This is a genomic window from Leifsonia sp. McL0607, from assembly GCF_049993355.1.
Lineage (GTDB): Bacteria > Actinomycetota > Actinomycetes > Actinomycetales > Microbacteriaceae > Leifsonia.
The window spans coordinates 75746-89017 of record NZ_CP188253.1 but is presented as its reverse complement, the minus strand read 5'-3'; the positions used below and the strand labels follow the sequence as shown (position 1 = coordinate 89017).

The window sequence follows — 13272 nt, the reverse complement described above, 5'->3', positions numbered from 1 at the left end:
GCTGTGAGGATGGCGACGCTCCATTTCACCAAGGGTCAGGGCACCGGCAACGACTTCGTGCTCTACTCCGACCCCGACGGCCGTCTGCCCCTGTCGGCGCCGCAGGTCGCCGCGATCTGCGACCGCCATTTCGGCATCGGCGCCGACGGCGTCATCCGGGCGGTGCGCTCTACGCACCTCCCCGAGGGGGCCGAGGCCCTCGCCGAGGACGACGGCGCCGAATGGTTCATGGACTACTACAACGCCGACGGGTCCGACGCCGAGATGTGCGGCAACGGCATCCGTGTGTACGTGCGCTTCCTGCTCGAGTCCGGACTCGCTGAGCTCGCCGACGGCGACACCCTCCCGATCGGCACGCGCTCGGGCGTCCGCGACGTGCAGCGCAACCTCACGGGCTTCCAGGTAGACATCGGCCGGTGGGCGCTCGACGGCGGCGAGCCGCTCGTGCGCGCCAAAGAGCTGGCGGTCGCCCGCCCCGGCCTCGGGATCGACCTCGGCAACCCGCACATCGTCGTCGCGGTCGCCGACGAGTCCGAGCTGGAGGCCGCTGACCTGGCTTACATCCCGCATATCGAGCCGCAGCCCGAGAACGGTGCGAACGTCGAATTCGTGGTGCCGCTCGAGCCGCTCGTCAGCGATGGCGTCGGACGCATCCGCATGCGGGTGCACGAGCGGGGCAGCGGCGAGACGCTCTCGTGCGGCACGGGCGCGGCAGCGGCAGCGCTGGCTGTGCGGTACTGGGCCGGCGAAGGGGCGCCCAACCAGTGGCGCGTCGAGGTTCCTGGCGGCACGGTCGGCGTCCGCATGTTCCCGACCGAAGACGGCGAGCACGTCGCGCTCTCGGGCCCGGCCGAGCTCGTCTACACGGGAACGCTCGACCTCGCCTGAGTCGGCTCCCCGTGCAGGGTCACGGCCAGGCTCAGGCCTGAGCCCGCGGCCGACGGCTCCGCAGCACGCGGTACCCCTTGGAGATGGCTGCCCGTGTCGTCGTCAGCTCGGGCATCGTCGCCTGGATCCAGCGCTGCAGCGAGTCGCTGCCGAGGTTGCGCTGCACGACGAGCCACGCATCGGAGCCCGGCTCCAGCCGTGGAAGCCAGCGCTGCAGGATGTCGTGCAGCTCGTTCTTGCCGACCCGGATGGGGGGATTCGACCAGATGGTGGTGAATTCCACGGATTCGGGAACATCATCCGGGGTCACAGGGTTTACGTTGGTGAGACCGAGCTTCTGCGCGTTCCTGCGCACCACGTCGAGCGCTCGGGTATTGACGTCGACCGCCCAGACGGTCGCATGAGGGGATTCGAGAGCAAGTGTGAGAGCCAACGGCCCCCAGCCGCTGCCGAGGTCGAGAAGATGACCTCCCGGCGGCGCAGAGGGGAGATGGTCGAGGAGCACTCGCGTACCCATGTCGATGCGCTCGGGGCTGAAGATCCCGTTCGCCGTCACCAGTTCGTACGTCTGCCCCACCAGGCGCGCGGTGAACGGCCGCAGGTTCAGTTCACTTTCGGGCGCCGGGGAAAAATAGTGATCTCCGCTGGCCATAAGAGGACCGTACAGGACGCGGACCGACAGACAAACACAGCAGCACGACGAGCTAGGGTTGACCCGACCCGGAACAGGGAACATGGATGACTGAACGAACAGAATTCGACGAGCGGACCACGGACGATGTCGTCGCGCGGGTGCTCGCGACTGAGCAGCACAAGGCGTCGGTGACGCTCTTCGGCCGGGGCGCGCAAGCGCTCCAGGAGAACGACTCCGGCGGCGGCAACCACGACGGCGAGCAGTTCGACCGCGAGGAGCGCGCGGCACTGCGCCGCGTCTCCGGGCTCTCCACCGAGCTCGAGGACGTAACGGAGGTCGAGTACCGGCAGCTGCGCCTCGAGAACGTGGTGCTGATCGGCGTGTACTCGCAGGGAACCCAGCAGGACGCCGAGAACTCGCTGCGCGAGCTCGCGGCACTGGCCGAGACGGCGGGCGCCGCCGTCCTCGACGGCCTCCTGCAGCGGCGACCGCACCCGGACCCCAGCACCTACCTCGGCCGCGGCAAGGCGGAGGAGCTCACGGGGATCGTCCGGGCGCTCGGCGCCGACACCGTGATCGCGGACACCGAGCTCGCGCCCAGCCAGCGGCGTGCGCTCGAAGACGTGGTGAAGGTCAAGGTGATCGACCGTACGGCCGTGATCCTCGACATCTTCAGCCAGCACGCGAAGAGCAGGGAGGGCAAGGCGCAGGTCGAGCTCGCCCAGCTCGAGTACCTGCTTCCGCGCCTACGCGGTTGGGGTGAGTCGATGTCCCGCCAGGCCGGTGGCCAGGTGGGTGGCGTCGGTGCCGGCATGGGATCGCGCGGGCCTGGTGAGACGAAGATCGAGCTCGATCGCCGTCGCATCCACTCGCGGATGGCGAAGCTGCGCAAGCAGATCGCCGGGTTCAAGCCGGCGCGCGAGGCGAAGCGGGCGAACCGCAACCGCAACTCCGTGCCGTCGGTGGCGATCGCCGGATACACCAACGCGGGCAAGTCCAGCCTCCTGAACCGGGTCACGAAGGCGGGCGTGCTCGTCGAGAACGCTCTGTTCGCGACGCTGGACGCGACGGTCCGCCGGAGCATCACCGCCGACGGCCGGTTGTACACGCTCGCCGACACGGTCGGATTCGTGCGCAACCTGCCGCACCAGCTGGTCGAGGCGTTCCGCTCCACGCTCGAGGAGGTCGCCGACTCCGACGTCATCCTCCACGTGGTGGACGGCTCGCACCCCGACCCAGCGTCGCAGCTGGCGACCGTCCGCGATGTGGTCGGGGAGGTCGGCGCGCGGGACATCCCGGAGATCGTCGTCTTCAACAAGGCCGACCTCATCCCGGCCGACGATCGGCTGGTGCTGCGCGGGCTCGAGCCCGCTGCGATCTTCGCCTCTGCACGCACGGGTGAGGGCATCGATGAGGTGCTCGCGGCGATCGCGCGGCTGCTGCCGGACCCCTCGGTGGAGGTCGAGCTGGTCGTGCCCTACGACCGCGGCGACCTGATCTCGGCGCTGCACGAGCGCGGCCGCGTGCTCTCGACGGAGTACGTCGAGGACGGGACCCGGGTGCGCGCGCGGATCATGCCGGAGTACCAGGCCGTCTACGAGCCGTTCGCCGTGTAGTCACGGTGCAGCGCGGCCGCGCACGACCTCCGCAGCACGCGACGAAGGCCGGGCGGACACTCTGTGTCGTTGGATGACGCAGTGGGGTTCCGCTCGGCCTTCTGCGTTGCTACCGTGACTGCACAACCGAAGCGGGCGACCGCTGACGTGGTGCGACAGCCGAGCCCGGCACCCGCCCGCCCCGTACTCTCCTGCAGCAGCGTCCGCTGCCGGCCGGCGCGGGGTGTCCGAGAAGCTGATCGACACCTGAGGAACCATGGACTGTACCGACGCGCGGTTCTCCTTCGAACTGTATCCGCCGCGCTCCGACCGCGCCGCCGCGGCCCTGCCGGCGACGATCGACCTGTTGGCGGCCGCCCGCCCGGACTTCATCTCCGTCACCTACGGCGCGGGCGGCTCATCGCGCGCGTCGTCGCTGGACGTGCTGCGCTACATCCTCGAGCACACCGACGTGAGCCCGATGGCGCACCTGACCTGCGTCGGGTCGTCGCACGTGGAGGCCAACCGGCTGATCCGCGAGTTCCTCGATGCGGGCGTCCGCCGGTTCCTCGCGGTGCGCGGCGACCCGCCCGCCGACCTCCCGCCCGGCGACGACGGCCTGGGTGACATCCGCAGCTCCGCCGAGCTGGTGCAGCTCATCCACCGCGTTCAGGCCGAGCGGGTGCCGTACGGCGAGCTGCCGGTGCCCGGGCTGCCCGCCCGCACCGTTCTGAACCACCGTGAGCACGTGCAGATCGCGGTCGCCGCGTTCCCCAACGGTCATCCATCGTCGCATTCGGTGTCGCAGGACATCGACGCGCTGCTCGCCAAGCAGGCCGCCGGCGCGAACCTCGGCATCACCCAACTGTTCTTCCACGCCGAGGACTACCTGTCGTTCGCGCAGCGGGCGAGGGAGGCCGGCGTGACCTTCCCGATCCTGCCCGGGATCATGCCCGTCACGTCGCCCGCCCGGCTCGCGCGCATGCTCGAGCTGAGCGGCGAGGACCTCCCGAGCGACCTCGCGATCCAGCTCGAAGTCGAGCCGGACGAGGACGGCCAGCGCGAGATCGGGATCGCTTGGGCCGCCCGCCTGGCGCAGCGGCTGCTCGACGGCGGCGCTCCGGGCCTCCACCTCTACACCTTCAACCAGCACGCGGCCGTGCTGTCGGTCCTCGACAGGATCGGGCTGCTGCCGACCGCACCGACCACCGCACCCACCACCAAGGAAAGCGAACACGCATGACCGACACCACCACCTCACGCTCCGCCTTCCCGGTGGGCACCGTCATCGGCTACCCCCGGATCGGCCGTCGCCGCGAGCTCAAGAAGGCCGTTGAGAGCTTCTGGGCCGGCGATATCACCGCTGACGAGCTGGAGGCGACCGCTGCCGGGCTGCGGGCGGCGACCCGCGAGCGTCTCGCTGCGCTGGGCCTCGGCCGCGACGACGCCGCGATCCCGGAGAGCTTCAGCTTCTACGACCAGGTGCTCGACGCCGCGGTGACTGTCGGGGCGATCCCGTCGCGGTTCGCGGAGCTCGCCGCCGCCGACGGCTCGGTCGACCTGGCCGGCTACTTCACGATCGCCCGCGGCGAGGGCGAGAAGGCGCCGTTGGAGATGACCAAGTGGTTCGACTCCAACTACCACTACCTCGTTCCCGAGATCGGCCAAGAGACCGCCTTCCGGCTCGCGTCCGACCGCATCGTGCGCGAATTCGAGGAGGCGCGCGCGGCCGGCTTCGTCACCCGTCCGGTGATCGTCGGACCCGTCACCTTCCTGCTGCTGAGCAAGGCGAGCGACGAAGCGCCAGAGGGCTTCCGTCCGCTGTCGCGGCTCGCCGACCTTGTGCCGGTCTACCGCGAAATGCTGGCGCGGCTCTCCGCTGCCGGCGCGCCCTGGGTGCAGCTCGACGAGCCCGCCCTCGTCTCCGAGAGCATCGACGAGCCGCGGGAGGCCGTGCTCGAAGCGGCGCGTGCTGCGTACGCCTACCTGGGGGGCGCCGCCGACCGCCCGGCGATCTTCGTCGCCGCTCCCTACGGGGCACTCGACGACGCGCTGCCCGTGCTCGCCACCGCCCCGGTGGAGGCGATCTCGCTCGATCTCGTCCGTGGGACCGTTCCGACGGGGCTGGACGCCGCGACGGCCTCCGCGGTCGCAGGCAAGACGCTGGTGGGTGGCGTGATCGACGGCCACAACGTCTGGCGCGGCGACCTGGAGGGTGCTTTCGGCAAGCTGACCGCACTGCTGTCGCTCAGCCCGGACGTCGCGGTGTCGACCTCCACCTCGCTGCTGCACGTGCCGCACGACGTCGACGACGAGCCGGAGCTCGACGCGCGCCTGAAGACATGGCTGGCGTTCGCCGACCAGAAGGTCGGGCAGGTCGCCGTGCTGGCGCGCGGGATCGTCGACGGCCATGAGGCGATCCAGGGCGAGCTGAGCGCGGCCAGCGCCGCTCTCGCCGACCGCGCCGCCGCGCCCGGTGTCCGCGTGGAGACCGTCCGGGCGCGCGAGGCGGCGCTGACCCGAGCGGACTTCCGTCGCGGCTCCTACGAATCCCGTCAGTCGGCGCAGGACGCGGCCCTCCAGCTGCCGTTCCTGCCGACGACGACCATCGGGTCGTTCCCGCAGACCGCGGACATCCGCCGGTCGCGCGCGCAATTCGCGAAGGGCGTCATCACCGAGGCCGACTACCTCGGCCGCATGCAGGCGGAGATCAAGCGTGTCGTCGACCTGCAGGAGGAGATCGGCCTCGACGTCATCGTGCACGGCGAGCCCGAGCGCAACGACATGGTGCAGTACTTCGCCGAGAATCTCGACGGGTTCGCGGTCACGCAGAACGGCTGGGTGCAGTCGTACGGATCGCGCTGCACCCGCCCGTCGATCCTGTGGGGCGACGTCTCGCGTCCGAAGCCGATCACGGTCGACTGGTCGACCTACACGCAGAGCCTGACCGAGAAGCCGGTCAAGGGCATGCTCACCGGCCCGGTCACGATCCTCGCCTGGTCGTTCGTGCGCGACGACCAGCCGCTCGGCGAGACCGCCCGGCAGGTCGCGCTCGCCCTCCGGGACGAGATCGCCGACCTGGAGGCCGCGGGCATCCGCGTGGTGCAGGTGGACGAGCCCGCGCTCCGTGAGCTGCTGCCGCTCAAGCGCGCCGACCAGCACGACTACCTCGAGTGGTCGGTCGGTTCGTTCCGGCTCGCGACCTCCGGTGTCGTCGACGCGACCCAGATCCACACGCACCTTTGCTACTCGGAGTTCGGCGTGGTGATCGACGCGATCCGCAACCTCGACGCGGATGTGACCAGCATCGAAGCGGCCCGCAGTCGCATGGAGGTCGTCCACGACATCCAGCGTTCCGGATTCGAGCACGGGATCGGCCCGGGCGTCTACGACATCCACTCGCCGCGCGTGCCCTCGGTCGCCGAGGTGACGGAGCTGCTGGAGACGGCACTCAGCGCGATCCCGGGCCGTCAGCTCTGGGTGAACCCGGACTGCGGCCTGAAGACACGCGGCTACGACGAGACGGTCGCGTCGTTGCGCAACATCATCGCGGCGACCCGCGACGTGCGGGAGCGTGCCGGCGTCACAGCCTGATCCTGCCGTTCGCACGTCGCGCCGCCTCGTTCCGCTCTGCGCGGACGGGGCGGCGCGACGTCGTGCCTTCGGCGATGATGGGCCCATGGTGCGACGGGGTTCATCGTGAGAATGGCGGACGACGACTTCGAGCGGCTGGTCGACGAGGTGTTCGACGGCTTGCCGGACGACATGGTGCGCCCGTTGGAGAACGTCGCGATCCTGATCGCCGACCAGCCTCCCGGGGCGCGTCCGCGGCTGTACGGACTGTACTCCGGGCACCCACTGACCCGGCGCGGCGTCTACGGGTTCGGCGAGCTGCCCGACCGGATCACGCTGTTCCGCAACAACCTCGAGGCCAGTTGCGAGACCGTCGAGCAGCTGCGCGCCCGCGTGCGGATCACCCTGGTGCACGAGATCGGCCACTACTTCGGCCTCGACGACGCGCGCCTCCAGGAACTCGGCTGGGCCTGAGCGGCCCGCGAGCACAGGAAAACCGTCGTGATCTGCCGAGGATCACGACGGTTTTCCTGTGCTCGGCGGTTATCCGATGGCGCGTCGGTTCCGGAGACGGATCGCTGTGAGCAGGCCCGCGCTGCCCGCGGCGAGCAGTGACACCGCCCAGGCGAGCGGCCCCAGGATGCTCGAACCGGTGGAGGCGATCCCCGCGGGGGCGACGACCTCGGGGGAGTGGTCCACGAAGATCGTCTGCGGTTCGCTCTCGATGTCGGTGTGCTCCGCAACGACGAGGTCGCAGTCGAGCACGGTCTCGAAGACGACGAGCCAGGTGTCCCGGTAGCCGGCCGGAACGACGAGCTCGAGATCGACGGCACCGTCGGCGGTTGTCGGCACGAAGGTGCGCGAGGCGGTCAGACCGGTCGACGTGCCGTCCGCCTTGCGCATGAGCTCGCCGTTGACGACATACTCACGTCCGGGGATCAGTCCCGTGTAGTAGACGGTGTCGACGACCGTGCCGCCGAGCTCGGCGAGCTGCTTGTCCCCATCCGCACCGTCGGCTGCGCTCGTGCTGACGGTGGGTTGCGAGCGGACGTCGACCGCCTGCTCCTCGCTGTCGATGTCGTGGTGCGTGGCGATGACGCGCGCGCGTTCCTTCAGCGTCTCGAAAGCGACCAGGCGCGTACCCGCGAAGCCGGACGGCACCACGAAGTCCAGTTCGATCGAGCCGGCGGCGGTGTCGGGGACGAACGTCCGCGTTGCGGTGATGCCCATCGACTCACCCGTCGCCTTGTCGAACAATTCACCTGCGAGGGTGAGCTCGACGCCGGGGATCACGTTCGTGTACTCGACGACGTCGGTGATCGTGCCGCCCTGGAACTCCAGCAGCTTTCCCCCGTCGTCCTTGTTCGTCGCGGTCGTCGCCAGGCTCGGAACCGCGCCGACGGTGACGGTCTGCTCCGTGCTCTCGATCTCCTCGTGCTGGGCGACGAGCTTCCCGTCGGCGTCGAAGAGCTTCTCGAAAGCGACGAGCATCGTACCCGCGTGCGAACCGTCGACCTCGAACTCGAGGCTGACCGAGCCGTCGGCCGATTCCGGTTGGAACGGGGCCTCGGCGACGATGCCGGTGGCGATCACGGCCGACTGCCCGGTGGTCTCGTCCACCTCCTTCGCCATGAGTTCACCTCTGATCGTGTAGGTCTGGCCAGGGGTGAGCCCGGTATAACGGACCTCATCGACGACCACGCCCCCGTCGAAGAGCAGAGGCGTCTTGTCGCCGGTGTCACCGTTCGTCGCGGTGGTCGCGATCGTGGGCGTCGCGGCGACTACGACGGTCTGTTCGACGGAGTCGATGTCGGTGTGCTGCGCCTCCAGCGAGGAACCGCGATACAGCCACTCGTAAGCGACCAGAGTCCTGCCCGCGAACGAGGAGTCCACCGTGAAATCGATCGACACCGTTCCGGAGGCCGACACGGGTGTGAACTGGTGGTCGGCGGAACGGATGCCGGCGCTCCGTCGGGTGGCCTTGTCCATCAGCTCACCCCGAATCGTGTACTGCACACCGGGCACGAGTCCGGTGTACCGCACCTCGTCGGTGATCACACCTCCGTCGTAGGGAAGGGTGTGCGAGCCGTCGTCCCGGTTCGTCGCGGTGGTCGCGATCGTCGGATCCGCGTCGATGGTGACGGTCTGCCCGGCATCGCCGAGCTCGGTGTGCTCGGCGACCAGGGTCGTGCCGTCTTCGGCGTACAGGTACTCGTAGACCACGATCTTCGTGCCTGCGTGGCCGGCGGGCACGGTCAGGTCCAGCGCCTGCATGCCGCTCGCTGCAGCCGGGGTGAACGTGATGCTCCGGCTCGATCCCGGTACTGCGCGGCCCGTGTGGGCCTCCATCAGCTGACCGACCAGGGTGTACTGCGCGCCCGTCGTCAACCCAGTGTACGCGACGATGTCGGTGATGGTGCCGCCGATGTAGGGGAGGCGCTTGCCGCCCGTCGCCTTGTTCGTCGCCGTCGTCTTCACTGCCGGCGGGGAGTCGATCGTGATGGTCTGCTCGTCACTGTCGATGTCCTCGTGGGAGGCGATCGGGTTCGTGTCGTCCACCTCGGCGAAGAGTCGCTCGAAGACGACCACGCGTTTGTCGGCGTGACCGTTGCCCACGATGAAGTCGAGGGTCTGTTGGCCGTCCGGGGCGAGCGGGACGAACTGCGTGGATGCCGTGATCCCCGTCGATGCGCCGGTGGCCTTGTCCATCAGCTCGCCGCGGAGCGTGTAGGTCAGTCCCGGCACCAGTCCGGTGTAGGTGACCAGGTCCGAGACCGTTCCACCGGCAGCAGGAAGGCGCTTGCCGCCCGTCGCCTTGTTCGTCGCCGTCGTTTGCACTGCCGGCGGGGAGTCGATCGTGATGGTCTGCTCGTCACTGTCGATGTCCTCGTGGGAGGCGATCGGGTTCGTGTCGTCCACCTCGGCGAAGAGTCGCTCGAAGACGACCACGCGTTTGTCGGCGTGACCGTTGCCCACGATGAAGTCGAGGGTCTGTTGGCCGTCCGGGGCGAGCGGGACGAACTGCGTGGATGCCGTGATCCCCGTCGATGCGCCGGTGGCCTTGTCCATCAGCTCGCCGCGGAGCGTGTAGGTCAGTCCCGGCACCAGTCCGGTGTAGGTGACCAGGTCCGAGACCGTTCCACCGGCAGCAGGAAGGCGCTTGCCGCCCGTCGCCTTGTTCGTCGCCGAGGTCTGCACGGTCGGTTCCGGTGCGTTCTGAGTGGGGAAATTCACGACCGTCCCGCCTGAGCCGGACCCCCTCACCCGGGCGGTCTCGCCGGACACGACGGTAACGCGGTAGCCGGCGCGAGCCTCCGCCGAGATGTCGAAACCGTCCGGAGCTCTCGTCTCCGTGACCGTATACGTGCCGGGGGCGAGGTGGGAGAACTTCAGAGCGCCATCCGAGTCCGTGATTCGAGACTTGAGGAGAGTTCCGGTGTCGTCGTGGATCGTGAACTCGGCCCCCGCCAGCGGAGCGTCGCTGCCATCGACCTTCATCAGCTCGACGGCGCCGGGCGGAATCGCCTCCATCTTGTTGTAGAAATCGACCTCCACGTCGGCCGACTGCTGCGGCGGCAGCGTCACCGAGATCCTGTCGACACCCGCGACGGCGGTGTAGCCGGTCGGAGGCGTGACTTCGACGAGCGTGTACTCGCCCGACAGCAGGTCCTTCGCGACGAGCTTTCCGTCGTCGCCCGTGGTCAGGCCCGTCCGGAGGAGACGGTCTGAGCCGTCGATCTTCCGATACAGGTCGAAGACCGCGCCCGCGAGCGGCTCGTGGCTGTCCTGGTCCTTCTTGACGAGAGTCAGATCGCGGAGGTGGCCCGCCGCGGAACCGGAGATGTCGGTCCAATCGACGTCATGCCCGAATGCATCGCCGCCCCCCGGGTTTCCGGGGATCGTGGCTGTCACGTCGTTGCGGTAGACGTCCGCCACCTCGAACACTGAACTTTCGTACGTGAGCCAGAACTCGTCGCGGATGTCGGTGAGCAGGGTGATGGTGAAGCCGCTTCCGTCGGCGAAGAAGTCCGCGGTGTAGTCCTGGCCCGGGGTGAGGGTCGTGGTGGGGTTGCGAACCGAGACCGTGAGCGTCGCCGGATTGACGATGAGGCCGTTCGCCCTGTCGGCGACCACGGAACCCGCGACGAACGCGCGGCGCGAGTCCAAGTTGACGCCGACGGCGTATTTGATGACCGTGTTGTTGCTGCCGTCCTTGAACGACGCGTACTTGCCGTGCTCCGGCAGAGGGCCGACTCCGGGGGTGCCCGGGCCGCCGAGGCGTGTCATCCGGATCGTGTAGGCATTGGCGGTTCCCGGGTTGAGCGTCAGGTCCGGTTCGGCCTCCGTTCCCCAATACGATCCGCCGATCCAGAAGTGACCGTGGATGCCGTCGAGCTCTTCGACGCCGGCGCTGAGGACCACGAGGATCTTCCGGTCGTAGTAGGTCGCCGTCCCGATCCGATGACTGACGCCTTCATAGACGGCCTCGAAGGTGAAGGTCGTGTTGTTCGGCGCCGACGGGTTGAAGTTGTGGGGAAGGACGTACTGGAGTGTGTCCCCGCTCTTGTAGCCCTTCGCGTCGAGGTCGTACTCGATGTACAGGCCACCAGCGGTCCCCGCGTCCGCCGAAGTGATCGCCGCGCCGTTCTCGGAGGACCGGAACTCGGCCAGGGTGATGATCGGCGGTCGCTCGTCGGCCTGAGCGGGTGCGCCTCCCGCGATCAGTGTGGCGAACCCGAGAAGGAGAGCGACGAGCGCCGCGATTGTCGAGGTGAGCGGGCGCCGGTGACGTCCGGGATCGTGTGGGAGGCCGGAGCCTTCGCTGCACGGGGTGGCCGTTGGGGGGAAGTTCATAACTGATCGTCCTCAATCTCGAGGAGTGCTGCGAACTGTGCTGGTTCCGGCTCTCGACCTGGACGAGTGCTTCTCACCGCCGAGAACCGAGCTCATGCTCGGCTGGTCTTCGCGGATCGGAACTGCGTGTAGGGGTCCAACCGCGAAGCTGTCGCGCTCCTGCAACTGGTGAAATATTGACATCAAGAATGCGGAGGTGTCAACTTGCCACGATGGATGGTCGGTCGTCGGCGGGCGCGCGGAAGGCGCTCGTCTTCTTCGACGCTGCGACGGTTCACGAGCGGGGATCGCGGAGGCCTCGACACCGGGAGTGGAGGGCGGGGTCCCGCGTCGGCTCGGGTGTCTTCGCCTCCGTCAGGGTCTCACAGCGTGACGGAGGAGGCGGCGGCGCTACACTGCGCGGAGGACCGCGACGACCTTGCCGAGGACCTGGGAGTAGTCGCCGAGGATCGGCTCGAAGTTGGAGTTGCGGGGGAGCAGCCAGGTGTGGCCGTCGCGCTGCCGGAACACCTTGACGGTGGCCTCCTCGTCGAGCAAGGCCGCGACGATGTCGCCGTTCTCGGCCGTGTTCTGGGCGCGGACGACGACCCAGTCGCCGTCGCAGATGGCGGCGTCGATCATCGACTCGCCGATGACCTTGAGCATGAACAACTCGCCGTTGCCGACCAGCTGCCGGGGGAGCGGGAAGACCTCCTCCACCTGCTGCTCGGCGGTGATCGGGATGCCGGCGGCGATGCGGCCGACGAGCGGGACCATGGCGGCATCGCCGACGGGCGTCTGGTTCTCGAAGTCCGGTGCGGGCGCTGAGGGAAGGTCGATCAGGATCTCGAGCGCGCGCGGACGGTTGGGGTCGCGGCGCAGGTAGCCGCTCAGCTCGAGCTGGTTCAGCTGGTGCGTGACGGACGAGAGCGAGGAGAGGCCGACGGCGTCGCCGATCTCGCGCATGCTGGGCGGGTAGCCGCGCTGGCTCACCGACCGCTGGATCACGTCGAGGATGGCGAGCTGCTTCTCGCTGAGGTTCTTGCGGCGCCGCGTGCGCGGAGCCTGGTTCTCGTTCGACACGCTCGTCCCTTCGTGACCGTACCCGCACCCGGTCGGAACCGAATGTCGGTGGTGCCTGGTTGTCTTTCCTTCAGACAATCGAAACTTTATCCACGATACGGCGGCGCGACAAACATGCGTTCGAGTGTGTCTCGAAATTCGTGCGGAAATCCCTTCCGTAGCGCAAATTGTGGTTTCGAACATTCGAAGATATATTCGCAACAGAGTTTCGACGAAGCCCGAGGAGGTCACGATCATGAGCACAGCAGTCATGAGCAGCGCAACCATGAATAGCGCGTCCATGAACGGTGGAATGGGTGGTACCGCCGCAGCGCAGGTGCGCCTGCGCCTCACGCGCCGCGGGCGTGCCGTGCTCATGGCTCTCGTCGCCCTCCCTGTCGTGATCGGAGCTCTCGTCTTCGCGCTCAACGGCGGGGTCGCCGCGGCCACCGGCGAGCAGACGCACCTCACCTTCCACTACGTCACGGTGCAGCCGGGCGATTCGCTCTGGTCGGTCGCCGCGCGGCTGGCGCCCAAGGCCGACCCGCGCGATGTCATCGCCGATCTCGTCTCGCTCAACGGGCTGGAGTCCGCGGTCGTCACGCCGGGGCAGCAGCTCGCGATCCCGACGCAGTACGACAAGTAGGGTAGGCCGCCATTGGGAGGCCCTTCGTCATACGACGAAGT

9 protein-coding genes are annotated in these 13272 nt (G+C 68.6%); 6 read left to right on the top strand and 3 right to left on the bottom strand.

Annotated elements, in window-relative coordinates; translation table 11 throughout:
- Nucleotides 1-9 precede the first annotated feature (9 nt).
- Nucleotides 10-888, top strand: coding sequence for a diaminopimelate epimerase (dapF, locus tag ACPPVW_RS00395; protein ID WP_426624599.1), 879 nt, complete (start codon nucleotides 10-12; stop codon nucleotides 886-888).
- A gap of 31 nt (nucleotides 889-919) precedes the next feature.
- Here dapF and ACPPVW_RS00390 read toward each other — a convergent pair whose 3' ends face one another.
- Nucleotides 920-1540: a class I SAM-dependent methyltransferase gene (locus ACPPVW_RS00390; protein ID WP_426624598.1), complete on the bottom strand. Its 621-nt coding sequence runs from the start codon at nucleotides 1538-1540 to the stop codon at nucleotides 920-922.
- Nucleotides 1541-1626: 86 nt separating this feature from the next.
- Between ACPPVW_RS00390 and hflX the strand changes: the two genes are divergently transcribed.
- From hflX to ACPPVW_RS00370, 4 genes are all read left to right on the top strand, one after another.
- The gene (gene hflX, locus ACPPVW_RS00385; protein WP_426624597.1) at nucleotides 1627-3138 is read left to right on the top strand and encodes a GTPase HflX; all 1512 of its coding nucleotides are present in this window, start codon (nucleotides 1627-1629) and stop codon (nucleotides 3136-3138) included.
- A gap of 256 nt (nucleotides 3139-3394) precedes the next feature.
- Nucleotides 3395-4360 (top strand): methylenetetrahydrofolate reductase, encoded by a 966-nt coding sequence (locus tag ACPPVW_RS00380; RefSeq protein WP_426624596.1) that lies wholly within the window; start codon nucleotides 3395-3397, stop codon nucleotides 4358-4360.
- Nucleotides 4357-6711, top strand: coding sequence for a 5-methyltetrahydropteroyltriglutamate--homocysteine S-methyltransferase (gene metE / locus ACPPVW_RS00375; protein WP_426624595.1), 2355 nt, complete (start codon nucleotides 4357-4359; stop codon nucleotides 6709-6711). Before ACPPVW_RS00380 ends, metE begins: the two co-directional genes overlap by 4 nt.
- Nucleotides 6712-6813: 102 nt before the next feature.
- Nucleotides 6814-7164 (top strand): metallopeptidase family protein, encoded by a 351-nt coding sequence (locus tag ACPPVW_RS00370; RefSeq protein ID WP_426626346.1) that lies wholly within the window; start codon nucleotides 6814-6816, stop codon nucleotides 7162-7164.
- Nucleotides 7165-7233: 69 nt separating this feature from the next.
- On the opposite strand, the gene ACPPVW_RS00365 is transcribed toward ACPPVW_RS00370, so the two are convergent.
- Both ACPPVW_RS00365 and lexA read right to left on the bottom strand, forming a co-directional pair.
- A complete protein-coding gene (locus tag ACPPVW_RS00365; protein ID WP_426624594.1) occupies nucleotides 7234-11544 on the bottom strand; it encodes a VaFE repeat-containing surface-anchored protein in 4311 nt (1436 codons plus the stop codon).
- A 390-nt stretch (nucleotides 11545-11934) separates the two neighbouring features.
- Nucleotides 11935-12606: a transcriptional repressor LexA gene (gene lexA / locus ACPPVW_RS00360; RefSeq protein WP_426624593.1), complete on the bottom strand. Its 672-nt coding sequence runs from the start codon at nucleotides 12604-12606 to the stop codon at nucleotides 11935-11937.
- Between the two features lie 235 nt (nucleotides 12607-12841).
- Between lexA and ACPPVW_RS00355 the strand changes: the two genes are divergently transcribed.
- Entirely contained in the window at nucleotides 12842-13231 is a 390-nt protein-coding gene (locus ACPPVW_RS00355) for a LysM peptidoglycan-binding domain-containing protein (protein WP_426624592.1), read from the top strand.
- The last annotated feature ends 41 nt before the right edge of the window (nucleotides 13232-13272 follow it).